This window comes from Methylobacterium sp. J-059, assembly GCF_022829485.1.
Taxonomy (GTDB): domain Bacteria; phylum Pseudomonadota; class Alphaproteobacteria; order Rhizobiales; family Beijerinckiaceae; genus Methylobacterium.
This window is the reverse complement of record NZ_JAKSYA010000091.1, coordinates 1-22,296: the sequence shown is the minus strand read 5'-3', so window position 1 is coordinate 22,296 and position 22,296 is coordinate 1. Positions and strand designations below refer to the sequence as shown.

23 protein-coding genes, 2 tRNA genes and 2 pseudogenes are annotated in these 22,296 nt (G+C 66.9%); 11 read left to right on the top strand and 16 right to left on the bottom strand.

Translation table 11 applies throughout. The features are described from left to right. The 3 genes and pseudogenes from MKK55_RS09820 to MKK55_RS09810 form a co-directional block, all read right to left on the bottom strand. The coding region (locus MKK55_RS09820) for an alcohol dehydrogenase catalytic domain-containing protein (protein ID WP_243934477.1) at positions 1-423 on the bottom strand (423 nt) is incomplete at its 3' end. 207 nt (positions 424-630) lie between these two features. Then, a pseudogene (locus MKK55_RS09815) lies at positions 631-2,859 on the bottom strand (ATP-dependent RecD-like DNA helicase). A 36-nt stretch (positions 2,860-2,895) separates the two neighbouring features. Further along, on the bottom strand, positions 2,896-3,591 hold the full coding sequence (locus MKK55_RS09810) for a thermonuclease family protein (RefSeq protein ID WP_243934476.1): 696 nt from the start codon (positions 3,589-3,591) through the stop codon (positions 2,896-2,898). A gap of 76 nt (positions 3,592-3,667) precedes the next feature. Here MKK55_RS09810 and MKK55_RS09805 point away from each other — a divergent pair, with 76 nt between their 5' ends. Then, a complete protein-coding gene (locus tag MKK55_RS09805; protein ID WP_243934475.1) occupies positions 3,668-4,147 on the top strand; it encodes a hypothetical protein in 480 nt (159 codons plus the stop codon). A gap of 244 nt (positions 4,148-4,391) precedes the next feature. Here the strand turns inward: MKK55_RS09805 and MKK55_RS09800 are convergent, their stop codons facing one another. The 4 genes from MKK55_RS09800 to MKK55_RS09785 all read right to left on the bottom strand — a co-directional run bounded on the left by MKK55_RS09800 (position 4,392) and on the right by MKK55_RS09785 (position 6,681). Continuing rightward, entirely contained in the window at positions 4,392-4,820 is a 429-nt protein-coding gene (locus tag MKK55_RS09800; RefSeq protein ID WP_243934474.1) for a hypothetical protein, read from the bottom strand. 152 nt (positions 4,821-4,972) lie between these two features. After that, the gene (locus MKK55_RS09795) at positions 4,973-5,269 is read right to left on the bottom strand and encodes a hypothetical protein (RefSeq protein WP_243934472.1); all 297 of its coding nucleotides are present in this window, start codon (positions 5,267-5,269) and stop codon (positions 4,973-4,975) included. Between the two features lie 208 nt (positions 5,270-5,477). Next, positions 5,478-6,038, bottom strand: coding sequence for a hypothetical protein (locus MKK55_RS09790; RefSeq protein ID WP_243934470.1), 561 nt, complete (start codon positions 6,036-6,038; stop codon positions 5,478-5,480). Positions 6,039-6,312: 274 nt separating this feature from the next. Next, the gene (locus tag MKK55_RS09785; RefSeq protein WP_243934469.1) at positions 6,313-6,681 is read right to left on the bottom strand and encodes a hypothetical protein; all 369 of its coding nucleotides are present in this window, start codon (positions 6,679-6,681) and stop codon (positions 6,313-6,315) included. Between the two features lie 55 nt (positions 6,682-6,736). Here MKK55_RS09785 and MKK55_RS09780 point away from each other — a divergent pair, with 55 nt between their 5' ends. Then, entirely contained in the window at positions 6,737-6,928 is a 192-nt protein-coding gene (locus MKK55_RS09780; RefSeq protein WP_147843048.1) for a hypothetical protein, read from the top strand. A gap of 526 nt (positions 6,929-7,454) precedes the next feature. On the opposite strand, the gene MKK55_RS09775 is transcribed toward MKK55_RS09780, so the two are convergent. Both MKK55_RS09775 and MKK55_RS09770 read right to left on the bottom strand, forming a co-directional pair. Continuing rightward, positions 7,455-7,531: transfer RNA gene (locus MKK55_RS09775), tRNA-Arg, on the bottom strand. Between the two features lie 148 nt (positions 7,532-7,679). Beyond that, positions 7,680-8,105 (bottom strand): flagellar assembly protein FliX, encoded by a 426-nt coding sequence (locus MKK55_RS09770; protein WP_147725076.1) that lies wholly within the window; start codon positions 8,103-8,105, stop codon positions 7,680-7,682. A gap of 238 nt (positions 8,106-8,343) precedes the next feature. Between MKK55_RS09770 and MKK55_RS09765 the strand changes: the two genes are divergently transcribed. From MKK55_RS09765 to MKK55_RS09755, 3 genes are read left to right on the top strand one after another with little or no spacing between them, the layout of a single operon-like run. Then, positions 8,344-9,474, top strand: coding sequence for a flagellar basal body P-ring protein FlgI (locus MKK55_RS09765; RefSeq protein WP_147725074.1), 1,131 nt, complete (start codon positions 8,344-8,346; stop codon positions 9,472-9,474). Positions 9,475-9,509: 35 nt separating this feature from the next. Next, positions 9,510-9,890, top strand: a complete 381-nt coding sequence (locus tag MKK55_RS09760; protein ID WP_243934468.1) for a rod-binding protein — start codon at positions 9,510-9,512, stop codon at positions 9,888-9,890. Beyond that, positions 9,880-10,353 carry a hypothetical protein gene (locus MKK55_RS09755; RefSeq protein ID WP_243934467.1) on the top strand — a complete coding sequence of 158 codons (474 nt, stop codon included), beginning with the start codon at positions 9,880-9,882 and terminating at the stop codon, positions 10,351-10,353. The genes MKK55_RS09760 and MKK55_RS09755 overlap by 11 nt, the downstream gene beginning before the upstream one ends. Positions 10,354-10,358: 5 nt before the next feature. Here the strand turns inward: MKK55_RS09755 and MKK55_RS09750 are convergent, their stop codons facing one another. The 4 genes from MKK55_RS09750 to MKK55_RS09735 form a co-directional block, all read right to left on the bottom strand. Further along, positions 10,359-10,721: a porin gene (locus MKK55_RS09750; protein ID WP_243934466.1), complete on the bottom strand. Its 363-nt coding sequence runs from the start codon at positions 10,719-10,721 to the stop codon at positions 10,359-10,361. 164 nt (positions 10,722-10,885) lie between these two features. Next, positions 10,886-12,703 carry a hypothetical protein gene (locus MKK55_RS09745; RefSeq protein ID WP_243934465.1) on the bottom strand — a complete coding sequence of 606 codons (1,818 nt, stop codon included), beginning with the start codon at positions 12,701-12,703 and terminating at the stop codon, positions 10,886-10,888. A 10-nt stretch (positions 12,704-12,713) separates the two neighbouring features. Next, positions 12,714-14,561 carry a flagellar hook-associated protein FlgK gene (gene flgK / locus MKK55_RS09740; RefSeq protein WP_243934464.1) on the bottom strand — a complete coding sequence of 616 codons (1,848 nt, stop codon included), beginning with the start codon at positions 14,559-14,561 and terminating at the stop codon, positions 12,714-12,716. Between the two features lie 45 nt (positions 14,562-14,606). Then, a complete protein-coding gene (locus MKK55_RS09735) occupies positions 14,607-16,040 on the bottom strand; it encodes a flagellar hook protein FlgE (RefSeq protein ID WP_243934462.1) in 1,434 nt (477 codons plus the stop codon). 240 nt (positions 16,041-16,280) lie between these two features. On the opposite strand from MKK55_RS09735, the gene MKK55_RS09730 reads away from it, so the two are divergent. Both MKK55_RS09730 and MKK55_RS09725 read left to right on the top strand, forming a co-directional pair. Continuing rightward, a complete protein-coding gene (locus MKK55_RS09730; protein WP_147725060.1) occupies positions 16,281-16,748 on the top strand; it encodes a BLUF domain-containing protein in 468 nt (155 codons plus the stop codon). Between the two features lie 121 nt (positions 16,749-16,869). After that, on the top strand, positions 16,870-17,322 hold the full coding sequence (locus MKK55_RS09725) for a response regulator (RefSeq protein ID WP_147725058.1): 453 nt from the start codon (positions 16,870-16,872) through the stop codon (positions 17,320-17,322). Positions 17,323-17,353: 31 nt separating this feature from the next. Here MKK55_RS09725 and MKK55_RS09720 read toward each other — a convergent pair whose 3' ends face one another. After that, positions 17,354-18,970 carry a peptide chain release factor 3 gene (locus tag MKK55_RS09720; protein WP_405044419.1) on the bottom strand — a complete coding sequence of 539 codons (1,617 nt, stop codon included), beginning with the start codon at positions 18,968-18,970 and terminating at the stop codon, positions 17,354-17,356. Between the two features lie 157 nt (positions 18,971-19,127). Further along, entirely contained in the window at positions 19,128-19,868 is a 741-nt protein-coding gene (locus MKK55_RS09715; protein ID WP_243934458.1) for an SDR family oxidoreductase, read from the bottom strand. A gap of 75 nt (positions 19,869-19,943) precedes the next feature. Here MKK55_RS09715 and MKK55_RS09710 point away from each other — a divergent pair. From MKK55_RS09710 to MKK55_RS09700, 4 genes are all read left to right on the top strand, one after another. Further along, a tRNA-Gln gene (locus MKK55_RS09710) sits at positions 19,944-20,018 on the top strand. Positions 20,019-20,163: 145 nt separating this feature from the next. Next, positions 20,164-20,295 (top strand): hypothetical protein, encoded by a 132-nt coding sequence (locus MKK55_RS29020; RefSeq protein ID WP_279596094.1) that lies wholly within the window; start codon positions 20,164-20,166, stop codon positions 20,293-20,295. 13 nt (positions 20,296-20,308) lie between these two features. After that, the gene (locus MKK55_RS09705) at positions 20,309-20,533 is read left to right on the top strand and encodes a hypothetical protein (RefSeq protein WP_243934457.1); all 225 of its coding nucleotides are present in this window, start codon (positions 20,309-20,311) and stop codon (positions 20,531-20,533) included. 1,067 nt (positions 20,534-21,600) lie between these two features. Then, positions 21,601-21,753: a hypothetical protein gene (locus MKK55_RS09700; protein ID WP_243934456.1), complete on the top strand. Its 153-nt coding sequence runs from the start codon at positions 21,601-21,603 to the stop codon at positions 21,751-21,753. A 28-nt stretch (positions 21,754-21,781) separates the two neighbouring features. Here the strand turns inward: MKK55_RS09700 and MKK55_RS09695 are convergent. Further along, a pseudogene (locus MKK55_RS09695) lies at positions 21,782-22,296 on the bottom strand (IS5 family transposase); the annotation flags it as partial.

Sequence of the window (22,296 nt, the reverse complement as noted above, 5' to 3'; positions counted from 1 at the left end):
GTCGAGACGGTCGAACAGCATCTCCCAGGCGGTCAGCGCTGTGAGCGGCAATGCGGCGGCGGCCGAGAAGCCCAGGGTGTCGGGCTTCCGCCCGACCAGGCGCTCGTCCACGCATTGCAGGGTAGCGTTGCTGCCAGGTCTGTCGAGGGCACCGGCATAGAACACCGCGTCGCCGGGCTTGAACAGGCGCGCCTCGGGACCGACGGCCGTGACGATCCCGGCCGCATCCCAGCCGAGAATCTTCGGCGTGCAGGCTTGCTGATAGGCCCCCTGCCGCACCTTGGTGTCGATCGGGTTCACGGAGACGGCGTGGACGCGCACGAGCAGGTCGCGACCGGTGGGGACGGGATCGGCGAAGGTCGTGTCCACGAGTGCGCCCGGCGCATCGATCGATGAACCTTCAGTATAGGTGACGGCACGCATGGCTCTCTCGCATCGCTTGGTTCGAGTCGCCCGGGGATGAAGGGCCTTTGAGCCAGCTCATATACGCCGGGAGACGGATCGGATGAGTGCCGGGTGTGGGCCGCCGCCATTGACTGCGTCGTGGGACGGACGCGGCTCAATCGTCGTTCACACCGGCATCGGACGGCTCGGCACATCGACATTGATCGGCACCCTGACAAAGGTTGCTCATGGATTGCGTAGCGATGGCACCTGATTTGGCCCAGCCAGCCATTCGCGCAGCTTCGGCCAGCGTCGTTTCGCGCTCCCACCCCGCACCGCCATACCGATCGCCTTGCGCTGGCCGATCAGCACGACGAGTTGCTTGCCGCGGGTCACGCCGGTGTAGAGCAGGTTTCTGGCCAACATGTTGAAGTGCTATGTCACGATCGGGATCACCACGGCGGGATACTCCGAGCCCTGGCTCTTATGGATCGTCGTAGCGAAGGCCGGCACCAGCGTGTCGAGCTCGCCGTAGGGGTAGATCACCTCACGCCCATCGAAGGTGACCACGACCGCGCCTTCCTCCTCGTCGATGCGCGCCACCATGCCGAGATCGCCGTTGAAGACGTCGCGGTCGTAGTCGTTCTGGGTCTCCATGACCCGGTCGCCGGGGGCGAAGCGCCAGCCAAAGCGCTCGATCTGCTGAGCCGGGTTCGGATTGAGCACGCGCTGGAGCTCGTGGTTGAGGTTGCGCGATCCAAGCGAGCCACGCAGCATCGGCGTCAGGACCTGTACGTCGCGGATCGGATCAAGACCGAACGAGCGCGGGATGCGCTTGGTCACGACCTCGATCAGCTTGGCGACACCGACGTCAGGATCGTCGATCTCGATCAGGTAGAAGTCGGCCTTCTCGCCCGGCTGTGGCCGCTCCGGCATCTGGCCCTGGTTGATGCGGTGCGCGTTGACGATGATCCGGCTCTCGGCTGCCTGGCGGAACACCTCAGTCAGTCGCGCCACCGGCACACGGCCCGAGGCGATGACGTCGGCCAGCATTTGGCCTGGGCCGACCGAGGGGAGCTGATCGACGTCGCCGACGAGCAGAAGCCCGGCGCGCTCAGGCACCGCCTTCAGCAAGGCGTTCATCAACGGCACGTCGATCATCGAGCACTCGTCGAGCACGAGCAGGTCGCAGTCGAGCGGGTTCTCCTCGTTGCGCGAGAAGCCGCCCCGCTTTGGGTCAATCTCCAGCAGGCGGTGAATGGTCTTGGCCTCGAGCCGGGTCTGCTCGGTCATCCGCTTGGCGGCACGCCCTGTGGGTGCGGCGAGTAGCACCTTCACGCCCTTGGCCGTGAGGATGCGCAGCAGCGAGTCGAGGGTGCTGGTCTTGCCGACGCCGGGACCGCCGGTGATGACGCAGAGCTTCGAAGCCAGCGTCAGGCGGATGGCTTCGGCCTGGGAGGGCGACAGCATCTTGCCGGTCTTCGCCTCGACCCAGGGCCGAGCCTTGTCGAGGTCGATGCTGGGCCAGGGTGGTGAACCACGAGCCCGGGTGACGAGCCGCTCTGCGATCGCTCGTTCAGCCGCATGTAGGCCTTTCAAAAAGATGCAGGGCTCATTGTCGACCGTGTCGGCGATGACCTCCTCGCCACGCGCGAGCTCGTCGGCAACCGCGGTGCGGACGAGGACGACGTCGACCTCGAGGAGCTTCTGAGCCAGCACGATCAGCCGCTCGATCGGCAGACCGCAATGCCCCTCGTCCATGGCCGTCTGCAAAGCGAACGACACGCCGGCCCGCAGCCGCTGCGGCGCCTCCTTGGTCAGCCCGAGACGCATCGCGATCGCGTCCGCTGTCCGGAAGCCGATGCCGCGGATGTCGCGCGCGAGCCGATAGGGATCCTCGGTCATCACGGCGATCGACTCGTAGCCGTAGGTCTTGAAGATTCGCACCGCGCGCGCCGTGCCGACCCCGTGCGCGTGTAGGAAGATCATGATCTCGCGAACGGCCTTCTGCTCGGCCCAGCCGGAGACGATGCGAGCCGCCCGCGTTGGCCCGATGCCGGAGACCTCTTTCAGGCGCTCGGGATCGGCTTCGATGACCTCGAAGGTGGCTTCTCCGAACAGCGCCACTATGCGCTTGGCCATGGCCGGCCCGATGCCGCGCATGTAGCCCGAGGCGAGATAACGCTCGATGCCCTCCACCCCGGTCGGTGGCGTAGCCTTGAGCGTGTCGGCTTTGAACTGGAGCCCGTGCTGCCGGTCGGTGAACCAGATCCCGGTCGCGGTGATCCATTCACCGGCGGCAATGGCAGGCGCATGGCCGATCACCGGCACAAGGTCGCGCTTTCCCCGCGCCTGGACCTTGAGCACGCAGAAGCCAGTCTCGGCGTTGTGGAAGGTGACGCGCTCGATCGTGCCGGCGAGCGTCTCGATAGGCGCACCCCGATCAAATTGGGGGGGCGTCGGACTCTGGTTCATGGTTGGCGTCTGAACGCCGCCTCCTCTGGATCCATCTCATCCGCGCGGTGCCCGCCACCCGGCTGCTTTCGCCTCGTCCTCGGTGCAGAACATGCGCTCGCCGGCCTTCTCGTCGATCACGGTGCGCGTGTAGGCGCTCGTCCCTGGCAGGTGGTAGATCCGATCACCCTTGGCCGAGATGTTGCCCTTGATCGTGCAGGTCATCGAAGCGTTCGATCCGGCCGGTGTCGGCTCATCGGCCGCTCGCGCCGCTGCTCCACCTCGACGGGTCCGGCGCCAGCCCGCCGGGTCTTCGAACGTGCCAGCCCAGATCCCGCGCTTGGCCGCACGTGCCTGCGCTTCCTGTCCCGCATAGTCGCTTGAGTAGCGCCGGAACGCGACGGCGTGGCCCTGCGCCACCATCCAAGCGTTCAGGTCCTCAGGGCCCTTCCTACAGATGGCGACAGTGCGACCGTAGCGGTCGGTGTCCCGGGGCTCACATGAGATTGGCGCCTCGCCAATCCAATCAGACAGCGCGAGGGCAGCGACCTGGCCGCAGCGGTACTCCTTGCCGGCGGCGTCCTCGCACACCTGGGCGCTCTCTGGCGCGTCGATCCCGAAGAGACGGATACGGGTGCCGTGGATCACCACCGTGTCGCCATCGGTGACGCTCGCGCGGCCGATGATCGGCTCGGCAGCGAATGCGCCCCCGCCCTGCAACATGACGATGGCGGTGAGCAGGGCGTGACGCATGCGAATGACCCTACCCGTTGCGGTCGCCCTGTCGAGGAAGGTCTCATCCGGAGGATGGCGCCACGGGGAGTATGTGTTGGATCAGGGCACGGTGAGCCGCATCACGTCGAGCCTGTTCGGATCGGTGGCCAAGGGCGGCGGCGGGTTCCTGTTAGGCCTGTTCGGCTGCGGCAATGACTCCGGCCTGTCGAACTTCAGCTTCTCGCCCTTCGCCACCGGCGGCATCATGCCAAGCCGCAGGCCCGTCTCCCTGAACGCCTATGCCAACGACGGTATTGCGGACACGCCACAAATGGCCCTGTTCGGCGAAGGCCGTATGCCTGATGCCTACGTCCCCCTGCCAGACGGCAAGCGCATCCCGGTCGCGACGGCAGCGCCAGCGAATGGGAACGGTACCCCTTATGGGGTCAATAACTGCTGGAGCTACGGCATCGACGCCAGCGGAGCTCAGATCGGCGTGGTGGACCAGATCGTGAAGGCGATCCGGACCTATGACGCAGAAAAAAGCCGGACCCAGGCTGAGGATCGAGAATTCGCCCGCCGGGCGGCGTTCTGATGGCATCCGATCGCATCCCCAGCGCCGCCGAGCTGATGCGGATGCCGGACGGCAACCGGGCGAACCGCCTACGATACCTCGCGCGTCGGCACCGCGATCGTGCACTGGTAGCCGGACGCGATCGGCGAAAGGTTGGGCCCAGCGAGCGGGGATCTGTTGCCTCTGCTGAGCGGTGACAGAGATCACCCGCTAGCCCGATGACCGCGGGTGAAGCTCGGACTGCTACCAAGCCCGCAGAGAGCGTCTACGGCCTCCGATTAACGATATCCGTCAGAAAAAAAAGGGCCCAGAAAACGGTGACGGTCAAAGCAGACAGCAGGACAGACAAGATACCGGCACCAGCGTAGTGGACCACCAATTTAAGTGTTGGGTATCCCTTGGTCCAAGCAACAACCGGGTCATGCATAAGGCTTGCAAAAACTACCAGCCCCAAAGTTATTGAACCAACCAGTGATAGATATCCGAGCAGGTAGCAGACGAATTGCCTTAGGCTGAGCACCTCGCCATCAAGAACAAGTTCTGCGCCGAGAGGTCGCCGGTCAAAAGCCGGTCCGGGCGTTCCCATCGAAACAGATGCTAGCGCACCAACTAAAAACGGCACCGCCATTACCAGGAGATCGCGCGCGAAACGAAGCAGGCCTGTTTCCCCGAACAGGGGGAACTTGGGAGACAAGCAGACGTAAAAGGTCCATCCCAGTGCCGCGAAAATCAAAGGGAGTTGGGTGTCGTACCAGCCTTTGTCTGCGCCCTGAATGGCCCTATACCGGAGGGGAGCAAGCAGGCGGAGGCGGGACGGTGGACCGCCCTGCCTGACATCCTGCAATCCTACCCGGCGCGTTGCCATAAGCTGTCCCTGTCGACCAACTCGCGCAGCTTCCCGATCACATCGTCGCTGACGTCCTCTCGCCAACGATCAGGAGGCGCATCAAGCGATATAACCTCTTTCGGACACAAAAGCAGGTCGGCCGCCCCTTCGACGTCCTGATGCACCTTGCCGCTCACGCCCGAGCCCCCGGCGCTGCGGAAGAGAAGGTGGGAGGTGTACCCTTGATCGTTATACTGGTCACGAATTCGCTGGACCCACGTGCGGCGCTCGGCGGGATCCTTCGGCCCTTGCGACATGGCGACTTTGATGGCGACGTCGGCCTCGTACTCAGCGTGCTTGATGGACGTTTCATTCGCAGTCGATCGCCTCTCCGATCTCTTGGTGAAAGTGATCGAGGTAAGTACTCGACTAGATGCCGTACCGTCAGCAAGAGCTCGACCAACATCAGCTAAGAGGTCTATCTTCGGAGAATATCTAAAACTCTTGGCTTCATGTTTCCCTTTCTTAATTTTTTCTATATATCTCAAAAGTCCAATCTTCAGCGCGAGCGTGACGTCGAAGCTGCCGTCTTAGCAGGGCGCTAATGTTCTTCCTGGTCACCCCGCCACTAACATGCTCAATCGCACATCGGTATGATCCATCGTCATATTCGCCATTTGCGGGCAAGCGCACGACGACGTGAGCAGTCGATGCGCCAACCTCGTCTTCATCACCTGAGATTTGACGGCCGCGAAAATTTCTTTGGTGTATCACCGATAGACTTTTCTCCATCTGGTTAGCGCTCTCAAAAAATAATACAATGTATTTACGGCCATCTTCTTCAATCGAATAGCTGTTCTTCAGGCGTATAAAATCGTGATTTAATCCATTAGCTGCTCGGATGGCTTCGTCCGTATCGTCAGTCGCGCCCAGATATTCAACAGCAAAGCCCAATAAGCGCCGCATCTCGACTATGCCAAGAAGCTCTTCGGCCGAATGCGTTGGTGGTGTGAATTCTTGTCCAGCTTTTGACGAAGAGCGACTGACCATGTGATTAAGGATCACGAGGCGTTCGTAGACTTTCACTGGCATTTCTGTCTCAATGTGATTGCCCGACAGCGGACCTCCCGCAAGGCATGACTGTTGTGCAATCTTAGATTTATGAGGGTGAACAACTCAACAGCGATGTGCAGGCCTGCGCACCTTCCGGCACTTGATCCACCGCTTTTGGCAGCGGTACTGAGTTCAGTTCTGCCGTGCGGCCCTGCTCATCAGCACGTCCGCTAAGCTCGTAGACCTCCGACTCACTCGGCAGCAGGTTCACGAGACTCGTCAGATCCGCGACGCCGAGGCGGCGCCATCACCGACCCTCCGCCTTCGCCACCAGCATCGCCTGGAGGATCGCCAGCGCAGCCCCTCCGGCATGCCGCACGGTATCGCTGAAGCACTCTGGCACACTGCCCACGTGGTCAGGCGGCAGCATCAGTGCCTCGCCAGCCCCGCGGTTGGCCTTCGTCACGACGCGCCAGTCTGGGAGCGCGCACGCCACAGTGAGCAGCGCTGCTTCGGTCCAGGCTGTGGCGTCCATGAGGATGGCGAACCGGCCTTTAATGTCGGGATGCTGCTTGCCGGTGGTAGCGAACCACACCTCAGCGAAGAGCTCGCGGGACGGAGCCGGCGCATCTGCTACCCGCTTGATCAGGCTGTTGAGACGGGCCTCGTGATCCATCCTGTCTTCCGAGCCTGCCTCTGTGCCAAAACCCTCGTACAGCAGGGTTCAGTTTATGCCCCGTCGCGCCGCCGCCATCACCCAAGCCGACATCACACGCGCGATCCGTGGTGCTCAGGCTGCAGGCTTGGTTGTCGTGCGCATCGTCGTTCGCGCTGATAGCGTCTCGATCGAGATAGCTGCCGAACCGAATGCCGAGCATTACCAGGGTGAGATTGCCGAGACGCGCAAGAGGTTGATCATATGACCGCCGATGCGCTGCGCCCACCGTTGGCAATCCAGCACCGTCGACAACGCACGCTCTCCACGGCGCGCCTCAATCATTTGGCGAGTTTGCTTCGGCGATCGCCATGTGTCCGCGGCCTATCCTGATCCATGGCGGCCTTGAGCCCGACCACGGCAACCCTTGGCGCCCGAGTATCGCCTTGAGGGGATCAACGCACCTCGCCGGAGCTCTGAATCTTCTCGTAGGCCTCTAGGTCGCACAGATGGATCCTAAGCAGCTTACCACCGGCTCGGAACGCCGGTAGCTCGCCGTTGTCGATCATCTTGCGGACGAGGTTGGCCGAGCATTTTCCAGCGAGCTGCAACCTCCCTTGGAGTGAGGATCGAGATGCTGAATCTGTGTTCCATCCGTGTTGCACGGATCAACCTACGCCGCACCGTAACCCATTGTAAACGTTATGGTCGTGTTGAAGCCCGTCGCAACATGGATCGGTGCTGCTGCGGGCATGAAAAAGCCCCCCAAGTCGTTGACCGGGCGGGCTAATTTGTGGCGACCCCGGTTGGGCTCGAACCAACGACCTGCCGCTTAGAAGGCGGCTGCTCTATCCAGCTGAGCTACGGAGTCAGGGGTGCCGACGACGGTATGAGCCATGGGTCCATCCTGCGGTCAACCCTGGGCGTCACCGGTTCTCAGGTCGCGCCGGAGCGAACGCGCCGTGCTGCGCCGCGGTCGGGTCGCGTCTTGCGCTCGACGCGAGCCCCGATGGTTTGCGTCAGACGCCGCGCGCGGCTTCGACTTTGGCCAGCTCGACGGCGGCGCGCAGCTCGATGTCGGCGATCAGGCCGTCGAGGCGGGGATCGCCGCAGGTCTCGGCGCGCTCGGAGAGGCGCCCGGCGATGACCAGCAGCTCGTGGGTGGCGACGCGGCCGGACAGGAGGGAGGCCTTCAGCCGGTCGAGGCCGTCGAGCAGGTCGTGACCGCGCCGCGCCGAACGGCGGCGGCGCTCGTGCGGGGTGTCCGGCTCGCCCTGCAGCATCAGCATCGCATCGAGGCCGGCGAGCGTGGTCGTCGCGCCCGTGCCGGCGGTGCGCTGGGCACCCGGCCCGGAGCCGACCTGGAAGCTCGGGCCGGACTCGGCCCTGCGCGTGCCTCCGACGGAGGTCGTCCCGAGAGGTCCCGGACGATTCTCGACACGCATCGCTTCGATCGCTCCCGACGGGCCGGAGGGGCCCGTGCCGAGTGTCGGTTCGACACGGTTAACGAGCGGTAAAAGCCCCGGCAGAAGCTGCCGGGTCGGCAGGGAACGCGCGCCTCACGATCGGTCCCGAAGGCGCCGCGTCCGAAGAGAGGCCAGCGTTTTCAGTGGGTTGCGCTTTTCGGCCGCCTGGCACGGGGCTGGCAGGAGAGTGCGGGTCCGCAACCCCGAAAAGCCCGGCATGCCCCAGCGCCACGCCCAGATCCGCGATCTCCTGCGCCTCGTCCTGGCGGCCGCCCTGCTCGTGCTCGGCGGCACGGCGGCGATGGCGCTGTCGCGGGTGAAGGACCTCGCGCAGATCGAGGGGGTCCGAGCCAACCAGCTCGTCGGCTACGGCATCGTCGTCGGCCTCAACGGCACCGGCGACACCCTGAACAACATCCCCTTCACCAAGCAGTCGCTGCAGGCGATGCTGGAGCGCCTCGGCGTCAACACCCGCGGCGCGACGATGCGCACGCAGAACCTCGCCGCGGTGATGGTGACGGCGAGCCTGCCGCCCTTCGCGGCGCAGGGCACCCGCATCGACGTCACCGTCTCGTCGCTCGGCGACGCGAAGTCGCTCCAGGGCGGCACCCTGCTGGTGACGCCGCTGCTCGGCGCCGACGGCGAGGTCTACGCGCTGGCGCAGGGCTCCGTCGCCATCGCCGGCTTCTCGGCGGAGGGCGATGCCGCCAAGATCACCCGCGGCGTGCCCACCAACGGGCGCATCGCCAACGGCGCCAACATCGAGCGCGAGATCGCGTTCAAGCTCACCGACGCCCGCTCGCTGCGGCTGTCGCTGCGCAACCCCGACTTCACCACCTCGAAGCGGATCGCCGCCGCGATCAACGACTTCATGGGCTCCGACACCGCCGAGCCGACCGACCCGGCCACGGTCACGATCCAGATCCCGGCCAAGTACAACGGCAACATGATCCGCCTCATTACCGAGATCGAGCAGCTCAAGGTCGAGCCGGACCAGACCGCCCGGGTGGTGGTCGACGAGCGCTCGGGCATCATCGTGATGGGCCGCGACGTGCGCGTCTCCACGGTGGCGATCGCCCAGGGCAACCTCACCGTCACGATCACCGAGCAGCCGCAGGTGAGCCAGCCGGCCCCGCTCTCGAACGGGCGCACCACGGTGGTGCCGCGCACCGGCGTGAAGGTCGACACCGGCGACGGCAACAAGCTCGCCCTGGTCAAGGAGGGCGTGACCCTGCGCGACCTCGTCGACGGCCTCAACGCCCTCGGCGTCGGCCCGCGCGACCTGATCTCGATCCTGCAGGCGATCAAGGCCGCGGGCGCGCTGCAGGCCGACATCGAGCTGATGTGATGCCCCCCTCCCCCAAGCTCCGGAGACACTAGACGATGCTACCGCTCGCAACCTTCGCGGTCTCCGCCGCCATCGGCGGCGGCAAGGCCATCACCGGCGCCGTGGCCGACACGACCTCGAAGACCGCCCAGGCCTCGACGGAGGCCGCCACGAAGAAGGCGCGCAAGACCGCGAACGACTTCGAGTCGATGTTCCTGGAATCGTCCCTCGACCGGCTGACCCAGTCGGAGGGGACCGACGGGCCCCTCGGCGAGAACGGCACCGGCGGCGGCGTCTACCGCTCGATGCTGACCAAGGAATATGCCGGCCAGATCATGAAGAGCGGCGGCGTCGGCATCGCCAACCAGGTGTTTTCCGAGATGATGAAGATGCAGGGCGGCGCCGGTGCCGGCGCGGGGGCGGCCCATGCCGCTTAATCCCGCCTTCCGCGTCTCCGACCGTGCCGGCGCCGACGCCCTCGTCGCCGAGGTGATGTCCACCATGCAGGCGCTGGAATCCGTGCTCGCCGCCGAGACCGGCCATGTCCGCGTCGGCCGCCTGCGCGAGGGTCTGGCCGAGGCGGAGGCCAAGGCGGCCCTGGCCGGCGCCTACCTTCAGGGGCTCGAGGTGGCCAAGGCCAACGCGGTCGCGCTGGCGCGCTTCGCGCCGGCCGGCGTCGAATTGCTGAAGGGCGCCCATCGTCGCTTCGCGCAGGCCGTCGAGGCCAACCAGGTGGTGCTCGGCACGGCGCGGACGGTCTCCGAGGGGCTGATCAAGTCGCTCGCCGCCGACCTCGGCCGCGCCAACACCCCGAGCGTCTACGGCCAGCCGTCGCGGGCGCCCTCCCCCTACGGCCGCGGCAACGCCAGCGGGCCGCTCTCGTTCTCACGCACCCTGTAGATCTCTCACGGCCGTCCGTTGCCGATCCGGACGAAGGTGCGGACCGGCCCGAGATCGGATTCGGTGCGGGTGTCGATCGCGAAGCGCCCCGCCGCCATCGGGGCGACGGCGACCTCGCGGCCGGCGCTCAGGTCGGCGCCGGCGCGGACGCGGCCCGACAGGCGCATGCAGGTCGCGCTGCCCGGTGCGCGCACGAAACCGGTGCCGTATCCCGGGCACGGCTGAGACGTCGCCTTGGGCGGCGCCTTCTTCCATTCGCGGGCCTCGCACGGCGACAGCCCGATCGCAGCGATCAGGATGACGCCGGCGATGCGATGCGATTGCCCGACGACGCCTTGCCCCGCCGCCGGCCTTCCCTGTTCACGCATCGCGGCCCCCGGCGGTTCGATCGGCCCGCACGTCCCCCTGCCCGGCGCGTCGGGCCATGCGGGGGCGTGCGCGATCCGATGGCGAGCGGGCGGGTGCCCGCGCCATGCCGAAGCAGGATAGCCCGCCGGATCAAGGACGATCAATCCGTCCCGCTGCGCCGGCGTCAGCTCATGTAGTTCACCAGCGACAGCTTCGAGAGCGACGAGGTGATCTGGTAGCTCGCCTGGAGCCGGTTCTGCATCTCCAGCAGCTTGGAAGCGACCTCCTCGATCGGCGCGCTCTCGACGCCGTCGACGGTGTTCTGCAGCGTCAGCCGCGTCGCCGCGTTCTGGGATTTCGCCGAGGTCAGGGTGCTGGCGGCCAGGCCGAAATCGACGGCGATCGATTCGAGGCTCGGATCGTCCGAGGCCTTGCCCAGGAGGGTGGAGGTCCGGCTCGTCAGGGCCGCGTACCGGCCGGTGGCGGTGCTGCCGCTCGGATCGGCCATGCCGTCGACGGCGAGCGCGGCGAACCCTGCGAGCGCCTTCTGGATCGGCACCTCGTCGGCGCGCGCGCCGACCGGGACGTCGAGATTGGCGCCGGCACGGACCGAGGCGGTGGCGCGCGGATCGGTGCTCGCGGCGTCGCCCTGATACCAGATCACGGTGTCGGTCGAGGCGGCGTCCTTGTAGGTCGGCGTCGCGCCGGACGTATCGATGCGCTTCGGCGTCTGGCCGGAGGCGGTCGAGGCCGAGAAGAAGTCTTCCGCCGTGCGGGTGGTCGAGCTCGCCGAGAGCGGGCCGGCGGCGGCCGCCCCCAAAGCGTTGGTCAGCGCCGCTTTCATGCTCGCCGCGGTGGCCGGCGCGTCGGCGCCGATGGCGAAGGTGCCGGTGGTGGCCGTGGTGCCGCTCGCCGCCGCGGTGAGCGTCACGCTCGTCGTGGTGCCGTCGTGCAGCGCCAGCTGGATCGTGATGCTGTCGCCCACCTTGGGTTGGCCCGACAGGCCGATGTCGTAGGCCGCGTAGGCGCCGCCGCCGAAGGTCGCCGTGAGAGTCGGCGTGTTGCCGCTCTGCACGCTGGCGACGGTGCCGCCCTGCGTTGCGGCGAAAGCGTTCAGCCCGGCGGCGGCGGCCGCAGGCGATCCGAACAGGCCGAACGCGGTGGTCGAACCCGCCGGGACGGATGCGGACGCCGTGAGGTCGAAGGACTTCTGGCTGCCGTCGGCGAGATTGACCGTGACGCGGAAGCTCTCTCCGGCGACCGGCGCATGATCGAGCCCGGTCACCGTCGCGGGCGTGGCGGTGTTCGTCGCGGCGGCCGTGATCGCGCCGGTGGCGATCGCCGAAACGAGGCGGAACCCGAAATTCGCGCGCGTCTCGCCGGTGGTGTCGGCTTGGTCCTCCGACAGCTGGAACGTGTTGCCGGCGCTGGTCGCTCCGAGCTGGAGGCGGCCGAGGCCGTCAGCTCCCAGGTCGGCCGCCTTCTGTTGCGCGACCAGGGTCGCGAGGCCGTCCTGCTTCGGCGTCGTCGTGCTGTCGCCGTTGAGGATGATGTCGGTCGACTTCACCGGCGCGGTGTCGGTGGTCCGGCCGCCGAACAGGTACTGCCCGGCCGAGCTCTGGCTCAGGGCGTCGATGGCGCCGTCGAGGTCGGCCCGGCCGAGCTGGGCGGTGACGGTGGTGCCGACGCCTTGCGGATTCGTGGCGATGCCGCGGCGCAGGTCGCTCGTCAGCGTCGTGATCTGCTGCAGGCTGGTGGAGGCCAGCTGGACCCGCGTCTGCGCGGCGTCGATCCCGGCATCGTAGCCGTCGAGCGCGCTCAGCGTGGCGCGTGCCGTGAGGCTGCTGCTCCGCCCCGCGCCGAGGCCGCCATAGGTCTCCGCCGTGCGCCCGGTGGAGAGCTGCGTCGTCAGGGCGTCGAGCTGGCTCTTCATCGCGAGGAGCTGCGAGGTCGACCGCGTCGTCAGGTAGCTGCCGGCGGCGAAGGGGCTGATCGTCGTCATGGGCTGTCCCTCAGATCCGCAGGAGGGTGTCGAGCATGTCGCGGGCGGCGGTGAGCACCCGGGCGTTCGCGGAATAGGCGGTCTGCAGGGCGATGAGGTTCGACATCTCCTCGTCCACGCTGACGCCGGCCGACTTCGCGAACCGGCCCTGAGCGGTCGAGAGCGCGACGCTCTGGCCCGAATCGAGGCTGGACGCGTTGGCCGCCGCCGCTCCCTGCGCGGCGATGATGTCCTGCGCGAAGCTCGTCACGCTGGTCGCATAGGGCGCGGCGACGCCGCCGATCCCGCTCGACGACGAGAAGGTCTGCTGCGCGGTGGTCAGCGCGTCGTAGGCGAATTGCGCCCGCGTGGCGCTCGACCCGGTGTTCGCCGGTCCCGGCGCCGTCAGCGCCGCGGTGTTGGCGCCGAGGGCCGGGTTGACGGTGATGCGCTGCGCGAAGCCGGTGAGCTGCGAGCCGGCATCGAACGACCCGGTGAATAGGCCCTTGCCCGATCCGTCGACGAACAGCGCGATCTGCGGGTAGGCGGTGGAGAAGTCGGTCGCGCTCGTCGGCGCGGTCTTCGTCGCCGTGGCGGCCACCACGCTGAGGCCGCCGCTGCCCGACACCGTGACCGTCGCGCCGCTGGCGGTCGCGGACAGCGCCGAGCCATAGCCGCCGCCGAGCTTGCCCAGCGCAAGCTGGACGCCGGTGAGGCCTTTTGTGATGTCGAAGGTCTGCGCTTGCGCAGTCCCGTCGTCGGTCAGGCTCGGGTCGACCGACGTCGAGTCGCCCTTCGACGCGATCAGGATGACGTTGCGCATCGACCCGTTCGCGGCCTTCACCGTGAGGGTCAGCGTGTTGCCGGGCTGCATCCCGGTGAGGTCGATCGCCGTGCCCGCCCCGCTGGCAGTGCCGGTCGTGCTGGTGTCGGTGAGCGCGCTCGCCATCCCGGCGGCGAGGTCGTCGAGCTGGCGCTGCACCTGCGGCAGCGTCGTGTCGCGCAGCTCGAGGTTGGCGGCGATCGATCCGGAGCGCAGCACGCCCGGCTCGCCGAGGTCGATCTTGCCGCCGCCGGGCGTCGTCGCCGTGATGGTGCCGACGCTGCGCTTCGATGGATCGGTCGAATAGGCCGAGTTGGGCCCGAGGGTGGTGCGGCCGTCGAAGCTGAGCGTCGCCGCCGTGCCGCCGGCGACGAGGTTCACGCCGGAGCTGGTCGAGATCGAGACGGTGCCGTCGCGCTGGTCTGCGGTCTGGATGTCGATGTAGCCGGACAGCTCGGTGATCTTCTGGTCGCGCTGGTCCTGCAGGTCGGCCAGGGTGGAATCGTCCGTGGTCGATTGGATCTTCACGTTAAGGGCGGCGATGCCGCTCAGCAGCGTGCTGGCGCTGGCGGTCTGGGTGCCGAGGCTCGCCTCGATGCCGCTGCGCAGGGCCTGGACGCTCGTCGCGATGCCGTTGATGCTGCCGGCGAGGCCCGAGGCGGCGTTGAGCACCGTCGTGCGGGCGGCGGCCGAGGTCGGGTTCGCGGCCAAGGTCTGAAGCGAGCCGGTGAAGGTGTTGACCAGGCCGTCGAGCGCGGTCGCGCTGCCCGGCGTGCCGAACAGCGTGTCGACCTGCCCCGCGATGTCGGCCCTGGTGCTGGTATAGGCGGAGCCGGCGGTCTCGAGGCGGAGCTGCTTCAGGGCGGCGGCGTCGAAGCTGCGCGTGATCGTCCCGGTCGACACGCCGGAATTGCCGACGCCGGACGAGATTGTGGTGATCGTCCGCTTGACGTAGCCGGCGGTGCTCGCGTTGGCGACGTTCTGCGAGACCAGACCGATGGCGGTCTGCGTCGCCTTGAGGCCGGCGGTGGCCGTCTGGAGGGCGTTCAGAGCCATGGCGCCGGAGGTCCTCTCTCACTGCCGCGTGCGGATGACATGACCTCAGCGGATGATGTTGAGCAGGTCCGACATCATCGTCTGCGCGGTCGACATCACCTTCGTGTTGGCCGAGTACGCCTGTTGGGTAACGATCATCTTTGAAAATTCGCTTGCAATGTCTGTGTTCGACGATTCGACGCTGGCGCCCACGATCGTGGACCCGTCGAGGCCGGCCAGCGGCACGCCCGAATCGAGCGTCTGCGCGTAGGTTCCGTTCGACAGCGGCTTGAGCCCGTCCGGATTGATGAAGCGCGCGATGCCGACCGAGGCGAGCTTCACCGAGGAGCCGTTGGAGAAGGCGCCCATGATGCTGCCGTCGGTCCCGACCGAGACGGAGTTCAGGGTTCCGGCTGCGTAGCCGTCCTGCGTCAGGGCGTTCGTGGTCACCGCGCCGGACGCGGCGGCGTACTGGGTCAGCGTGGTCTTGTCGAAGGCGATGTTGATGCTGCCGAGATTGGTCCCGTTCACCGTCATGTCGGTGATCGTCGCGTCGCCGCCGGAGGGCTGGATCAGCTGTCCGCTGCTGTCGAAGGTGAAGCCGCTGCCCGCGTTGGTCCAGGCGCTCTTGGTTTGGTCGGCCGAGCTGTCGGCGGCGTAGAACAGGTTCCAGATCGCCGGCTGGGCCGCGGTCGCCGGCGTCGTGGTCGCATCCGCGAGTTTGGCGTCCTGGATCTTCGCCCAACGGGTGGTGACCTGAACCGGTGCGCCGGTCGTGGTGTAGGCGGTCAGCGACGGGCCGGCGATGCTGCTGTTGACGAACGCGGGAGCGTTTCCGGCGCTGACCTGCTTGTTCGCCGTGGCGGTGCTGTCGGTCGCGGTGACGAGCGCGCTGGTGTCCGGGAGCCCGTTGGCGTCCTCCGGCGTGTAGAGCGCGGATCCACCGGCCTTGGACGCGTTGGTCGTGGCCGGCGTCGCCGGCAGGTTCGCGCCGTAGGTGATCGTGGTGGTCGGCTTCGCCGCCAGCGTCTGGTTGGCGATCTTGATCGGGCCGGAGCTCGAGACCTGGCCCGTCACCGCATCGTAGTTCTGGCCCTGCAGGTAGCTCCCGGCGCCGTTGACGAGGAAGCCGTCCTTGTCCGGGGCGAAGTCGCCGCGCCGGGTATAGACCGGCGTGCCGGAGAAGGCGGCCTGCCCGTTGGCGTCCCCGGTCTTGGCCTGGACGGTGAAGAACCCGTCGCCGTTGACCGCCATGTTGGTCGCGACGGTCGACGAGGCGATGTTGCCCTGGAGGCTGTTGGTCAGCTGCGACTGGGCCAGCACCGTGCCGGCGACCTCATGCTTCGGCGTCTGCTCGGCGAGCAGGTCGACGAAGCTCGTGTCGATGCGCTTGTACCCGGTGGTCTGCGAGTTCGCGATGTTCCCGGAGATGTTGTCGATGGCGTAGGACTGGGCCTTCAGGCCCGAGACCGCCGTCTGCAACGCGGTGAAGATGTCCATGGCGCGCCGTCTTTCCCGGGTCGGCGACGCGCATGTGGCGGTCGCCTGATCGGGGATCGGCGCGCAACCGCCGTGCCAGGGCTAAGCCCTTGATATCGTTGAGCTGCCGTCGCCGAACCCGGCAGAAACCCGCCGTTCCGGTCCGCCGACCCGGCAGCTTCTGCCGGCTGCGGCAGCGTTTACCGGCCCTTATCGTTGGCGCGGTAGAACCCGACGTCGTCCGCGGGACTCGGGACTCACATGCGTGCCAAGCGAACGAGCCTCGTCCACTTGATCTACTTCTCGCGCCTGACCCTGTCGTCGGACGTGCAGGTCCGCACCGGCCAGGTCGGCGAGATCACCCGGCACGCGCAGAAAAAGAACGAGTTCTCGGTGATCACCAGCTTCCTGCTGGTGGAGCAGAACTTCGCCGCGCAGGTGATCGAGGGCGAGCGCACCTCGGTGCACGAGACCTTCAACCGCATCTTCGCCGACGACCGCCACCGCGACGTGCAGATCTGCGAATGGCGCGAGATCACCAAGCGCGAGTTCGTCAATTCCTGCCGCAGCAGCATCCGCTCGTCGACGACCGACCCGCACTTCGCCAAGGCGAACCTGCTGCCGATGTTCCAGCGCGGCACGCCCAAGGCGAGCTCGATCCACGCGCTGGCGCTCGCGCTTCAGGCCGAGGAGATGTCCAAGCAGGGCATCGACCACCTCTTCATCTAAGGCGGGTTATTTCATTCCGGTGCAATCTCCGGGATGGAAGTGAGCAGTTTTTTCATCCCTTTCACCCAATCTCGCGATCGGACCTTGAACCCACGGCCCGCTCCATGCCGCAGACGATGTCATGACCGAGACGCCACCGATCCTCATCATTGACGACCAGGAAAAGCTCCTCCGCCTCATCGTGATGCTGATGAATCGCATCGGCTTCCCGGATGTCGAGGGCGTGACCGACGGCGTCGTGGCGCTGGAGCGGCTGCGCGAGCGGAAATACGCCCTCGTCATCTCCGACCTCGACATGGAGCCGATGGACGGCATCAGCCTGCTGCGCGAGATCCGCGCCGACGACGCGCTGATGAACACACCCTTCATCCTGACCGAGACGTCGTTCAACTTCGAGGACATCAACGTCGCCCACCAGGCCGGGGCCGACGCCTTCATCCTCAAGCCGTTCGACATGGCGGTGCTGAAGACCAAGCTGAAGCAGGTCCTCAACCGCAAGCCGCGCAAGCGCGAGGCGCCGATGGCCTCGGAATCGACACTCAGCGTCGATTTCCCGATGCTGGGCAAGTACTGATCCCGCGCCGGCGGCCGATCCGCGCCGGCGCTCAGGCCTGGCGCTTCTGGTAGTCCTTGATGTCGGTGAAGCGCACCGCCGGGTAGCGCTCCTCCTCGTAGCGCAGCGAGAAGGCGGTGGTCGCCATGAACACCGGGGCGCCGTCGAGGTCCTTCGCCATGGCCGAGCCGTGCGAATCGATGAACTTGTCGAGCTCAACCTCCGAATCCGACGCCACCCAGCGGCAGACCGAGAAGCGCGTCGCGTCGTAGTCGATCGGCAGGCCGTACTCGCCCTGGAGCCGCTCCTTCAGCACGTCGAGCTGCAGCGCGCCGACCACGCCGACGATCGCGCCCGAGCCGTCCTGCGGCACGAAGACCTGGACGACGCCCTCCTCGCCCATCTGCTGCAACGCCTCGCGCAGCTTCTTCGCCTTCATCGCGTCGGTGAGCTTGATCCGGCGCAGCAATTCGGGAGCGAAGCTCGGCACGCCGCGGAAGACGATGTCCTCGCCCTCGGTCAGCGTGTCGCCGATGCGCAACGTGCCGTGGTTCGGGATGCCGACCACATCGCCGGCGAAGGCCTCGTCGGCGATGGCGCGGTCCTGCGCGAAGAAGAATTGCGGGGCCGAGAGCGACATCGGCTTGCCGGTGCGCACGAGCTTCGCCTTCATCCCGCGCCGGAGCTGGCCGGAGCAGACCCGCATGAAGGCGATGCGGTCGCGGTGGTTCGGATCCATGTTCGCCTGGATCTTGAAGACGAAGCCGGTCATCTTCGGCTCGGTCGGGGCGACGGTGCGCTTGTCGCAATCCTGCCCGCGCGGCGGCGGCGCGAAGCGGGCGAGCCCGTCGATGAGGTCGCGCACGCCGAAATTGCGCAGGGCCGAGCCGAAGAAGACGGGCGAGAGATGGCCCTCGCGGAACGCGTCGAGATCGAAGGCCTTCAGCCCGCCCTCGGCGAGCTCGACCTCCTCGCGCCAGGCATCGGCCTCGCCGTTCTCGGTGAGCAGCCGGTCGAACAGCGGATCGGCGAAGCCGGCGACCGCTTCCGTCCCGGCGTCGTCGGCCGCGTCGAAGCGGCGGACCCGGTTGCCGCCGAGCTCGTAGGTGCCGGCGAAGTTGCGGCCGCGGCCGATCGGCCAGGTGATCGGCGCGACGTCGAGCGCCAGCGTCTTCTCGATCTCGTCGAGCAGCTCGAAGGGCTCGCGCGCCTCGCGGTCGAGCTTGTTCACGAAAGTGACGATCGGGATGTCCCGCAGCCGGCACACCTCGAACAGTTTTCGCGTCCGCGCTTCGATGCCTTTTGCGGCGTCGATGACCATCACCGCGGAATCGACCGCCGTGAGGGTGCGATAGGTGTCCTCGGAAAAATCCTCGTGGCCCGGCGTGTCGAGCAAGTTGAAGACGCAGTCGCCGTACTCGAAGGTCATCACCGAGGTGACGACCGAGATGCCGCGCTCCTTCTCGATGCCCATCCAGTCCGAGCGGGTCGAGACGCGGTTGCGCTTGGCCTTGACCTCGCCGGCGAGCTGGATCGCGCCGCCGAACAGCAGCAGCTTCTCAGTCAGCGTGGTCTTGCCGGCATCCGGGTGCGAGATAATCGCGAAGGTGCGCCGCCGCGCCACTGGATCGGCGGGCGGCCTCGCCTCGGTCTTGGTCTGCGGCTGCATCAGCATCGTCAAAACGGCTCTCGGACCCGCATCCGGGGTCGGTGTCGTGGAGTTTCGGGCGGGCCTGCACACCCTTCGAACGGGGCGACCGACCTTTGCGCCCTCCTCTAGGCGCCCGGCCGCCGCTTGGCAAAGACGCGCGAGCGAAGCGACCGGCTCAGCCGCGGCCGATGAACGGCATCGCCGTGGCGGTCAGCGTCATGAACTGGACGTTGGCCGAGAGAGGCAACCCGGCCATGTAGAGAACGGCCTCGGCGACGTGCCGCGCATCCATCACCGGCTCCTGCCGGATCGACCCGTCGGCCTGCCGGACGCCGGCGGCGAACCCGTCGGTCATCTCGGTGGCGGCGTTGCCGATGTCGATCTGGCCGCAGGCGATGTCGTAGGGCCGCCCGTCGAGCGAGGTCGCGCGCGTCAGCCCGGTGATCGCGTGCTTGGTGGCCGCATAGGGTGCCGAGTGCGGCCGCGGCACGTGGGCCGAGACGGAGCCGTTGTTGATGATCCGGCCGCCGCGGGGATCCTGCCGCTTCATCATCCGGAACGCCCCCTGCGTGCACAGGAACGCGCCGGTGAGGTTGGTGTCGACGCTGGCGCGCCAATCCTCGAGCGAAACCGCGTCGATGGCGGCGGCCGGCGTGAAAATCCCGGCATTGTTGAATAGAACGTCGAGCCGGCCATGCGCCGCCGCCACGCGGGAAAACAGCCGATCCACCGAGGCCGGATCGGTGACGTCGGTCTCGACGACGAGCGCCGCGCCGATCTCGCCCGCCACCGCGTCCAGAGCCGCACGCCGCCGCCCGGCCAGCACGACGGCATAGCTGGCCCGCCCGAGCGCCATCGCCACGACCCGCCCGAGGCCGGACCCCGCCCCCGTCACCAAAGCCACCCTGCCGCCCATCGCGCGCCTCTCCACCGCCCCCGTCAAACCAGTTGCCTGTCCGCGCATCCGCGTCTAGACAGCGCCGTCCTCTGGTGGGGCGTCGCCAAGTGGTAAGGCAGCGGTTTTTGGTACCGCCATTCCCAGGTTCGAATCCTGGCGCCCCAGCCAAGGACTGCAACTCGATCAGGGGTTTAGTGACGGGGACACATCGGTCCACACGGAACAGAACGTGTTTTGCGGCCGCACGAATGTCGGCACAGTTTCGAAGCCGGTTGCAGTAGCGCCCTCCCCCACCCCGATCTACGATCGCCCCATGGCAGATCCGACGACCGGCGAACTCATCAAAGCCAAGACGATCTCTTCCGACGAGGTGAACGCTGCCGTGGAGGCGTTCCTGAAGGGGGATCGGTGCGCTTGTTCGGGTTCGCAAGTGGTCACACGCTGAATCTGCTACCCCGGTGAAGGCCAGCCGCCATGCCATTGCCATCTTGTCCGACCCCCGCGGCGAAGAATGGCGCTCGGCGGCTTGCCGTGCGGACCGCGATCCTGTTGGCGGGGCTCGCGCCGCCGTGAGCGACGACCCCTTCCGTGCAAAAAGCGCAAGGAACCGTTTCCCGCTTCACCTGATCGAGTTGGGCTTCCTGGTGATGCTCGCAGCCGAGGTGTGGATGCGGCTGGCGTGAGGAGTGAACGCGAAGAGTGCCGGCTGAGCTTTTGCACATGGCTCAGCAAAACTGGAATGCAAAAGCTACGGATTGGCGCTTTGGACGAGTTGTATCGCCGGAGGGAATGATCGCGGAGGTTGGCTGAGCTATCAGCCTCGCATGATGCATCCGCTCGCATTCCCGTTCACCGCTCTGCGCGCTTCCATCGCTCTTTCGCAGCTCGATCCGAGCGATTGGCCGAGCGCGATTTGCTGGACGATCGTGGCGGTGGCACCGCCTACCCGGGGCAAGTCGCCCTCCTGAACTCGCTTCAGGGCGATCGGGGAGCAGGAGACGCATTCGCCGTTCACTCTGGCTTCTGTCGCTTCCCGTTGACCCGGCAGGCCTGATGCAGGGTGATTTCCTGGTCTGGGTAGAGCTTCGCTGCCGCATCAGCACGAGATGGCCGAGCTCGAAGCTCCACACCGTCGCCAGGTGCCACTCGATTGAGTCCGACGTCGTCCAGGCCTCGACGTTCAGGCCGCGCTGAATCGGCGTCGGCACGATTTGCTTCTTCGGCGGCGGCAGGATGAGTCTGGCCTGGAACGCGCTCTCGTATTTGCGCGGGGGCAGCTATCATGGCCGGCGCTGATGCCGGCACGAGCTCGACAGGTGCCGGAGCACGTCGAGCTGCTGCATCGAGGGCCCGAACTGCGCCACAAGGCCGTCCAACGCGTAGACGCCCCTCCGTCTGCAGGACAAGCACTCCACTACGACGCGATCGCCTGCGATGTCCCCGAGGGTGTCCACCTGCGCGCTGGCTCCGCGATCACGAGCGCCGCGGCAAGATGGCGGCTGGCTCTCCACAGGCGCTTCGGGGGTCGGGGGATGTATCGCGGCTCCGGGTCCGGCAAGAACGGATCAAGAACAAACAGCATGCGTCACGACGGCTCTACCATGGCGACGACGGTTACCCGTGTAGCGGCGAGATGGTGTGTAGGGCGGGGTAGAAAGCCAATGCCGACGCTGCTTTATCGCTTCGGCGAGGACGTTGTAGCCCTCGGCTGGACGGCCACCGACCTGTTCGGCTTATTCCGACCGTCGGCGTGGTCCGCGTCGACTATTGCGCCGTCCTGATGATCAACGCGCGCCGCGTCAAGGCGATCGGCGACACCTGGATCCGCTACGGCAACCAGAGCTATAGGCAGGATCAGCCAGCGCGACCGGTTGGCGTGCCAGTGTGGCAGGCCGCGCGGTAGGGTGCGGGCGCGACCCGCCTAGGGCGTGTCATCGCTTGAGCCAGTCGAGGGCGGCCGCGAGGCAGAGGACGCCCATGAAGCTGGCGGCGGTTTTCTCGTATCGGGTGGCGATGGCGCGCCATTCCTTGAGCCTGGCCCAGAGGCGCTCGACCTGATTGCGGTTGTTGTAGATCCAATCCGGGCAGGCGACGGGTGCCTCGTGGCGCTGAGGCGGGATCGCAGGCCGCGCGCCCATGTCCCAGATGTGCTCGCGAAAGGCGTGGCTGGTGTAGCCCCGGTCCCCGACGACCCACTTGGGCACGCCGGGAAGCTGGTCGAGCAGCGGGACGGCATGAGGCAGCTCATGGGCCTGACCGGGCGCCAGCCGGAAGGCGATGGTGCGACCCTGCCCATCGGCGATCACGCAGGCCTTGGTGCCATAGCCGCCACGCGAGCGGCCAAGAGCTTCACGAGTGTCTCGCTCGGCCCCAGATCCCCCCTTTTGGCAGCCCCCGCCGCCTTCTGATGAGCCCGCACGTTCGTGCCGTCGAGGAACACCATGCC

Bases quoted from the DNA above. Each gene is read 5' to 3' on its own strand.
- MKK55_RS09810 (WP_243934476.1), bottom strand. From the start codon at position 3,591: ATGCGTCACGCCCTGCTCACCGCCATCGTCATGTTGCAGGGCGGGGGC.
- MKK55_RS09760 (WP_243934468.1), top strand. From the start codon at position 9,510: ATGCTACCGCTCGCAACCTTCGCGGTCTCCGCCGCCATCGGCGGCGGC.
- MKK55_RS09755 (WP_243934467.1), top strand. From the start codon at position 9,880: ATGCCGCTTAATCCCGCCTTCCGCGTCTCCGACCGTGCCGGCGCCGAC.
- MKK55_RS09725 (WP_147725058.1), top strand. From the start codon at position 16,870: ATGACCGAGACGCCACCGATCCTCATCATTGACGACCAGGAAAAGCTC.
- MKK55_RS09770 (WP_147725076.1), bottom strand. From the start codon at position 8,105: ATGCGTGTCGAGAATCGTCCGGGACCTCTCGGGACGACCTCCGTCGGA.
- MKK55_RS09785 (WP_243934469.1), bottom strand. From the start codon at position 6,681: ATGGATCACGAGGCCCGTCTCAACAGCCTGATCAAGCGGGTAGCAGAT.
- MKK55_RS09715 (WP_243934458.1), bottom strand. From the start codon at position 19,868: ATGGGCGGCAGGGTGGCTTTGGTGACGGGGGCGGGGTCCGGCCTCGGG.
- MKK55_RS09780 (WP_147843048.1), top strand. From the start codon at position 6,737: ATGCCCCGTCGCGCCGCCGCCATCACCCAAGCCGACATCACACGCGCG.
- MKK55_RS09745 (WP_243934465.1), bottom strand. From the start codon at position 12,703: ATGACGACGATCAGCCCCTTCGCCGCCGGCAGCTACCTGACGACGCGG.
- flgK (WP_243934464.1), bottom strand. From the start codon at position 14,561: ATGGCTCTGAACGCCCTCCAGACGGCCACCGCCGGCCTCAAGGCGACG.
- MKK55_RS09765 (WP_147725074.1), top strand. From the start codon at position 8,344: ATGCCCCAGCGCCACGCCCAGATCCGCGATCTCCTGCGCCTCGTCCTG.
- MKK55_RS09795 (WP_243934472.1), bottom strand. From the start codon at position 5,269: ATGTCGCAAGGGCCGAAGGATCCCGCCGAGCGCCGCACGTGGGTCCAG.
- MKK55_RS09735 (WP_243934462.1), bottom strand. From the start codon at position 16,040: ATGGACATCTTCACCGCGTTGCAGACGGCGGTCTCGGGCCTGAAGGCC.
- MKK55_RS09720 (WP_405044419.1), bottom strand. From the start codon at position 18,970: ATGCAGCCGCAGACCAAGACCGAGGCGAGGCCGCCCGCCGATCCAGTG.
- MKK55_RS09750 (WP_243934466.1), bottom strand. From the start codon at position 10,721: ATGCGTGAACAGGGAAGGCCGGCGGCGGGGCAAGGCGTCGTCGGGCAA.
- MKK55_RS29020 (WP_279596094.1), top strand. From the start codon at position 20,164: ATGGCAGATCCGACGACCGGCGAACTCATCAAAGCCAAGACGATCTCT.
- MKK55_RS09730 (WP_147725060.1), top strand. From the start codon at position 16,281: ATGCGTGCCAAGCGAACGAGCCTCGTCCACTTGATCTACTTCTCGCGC.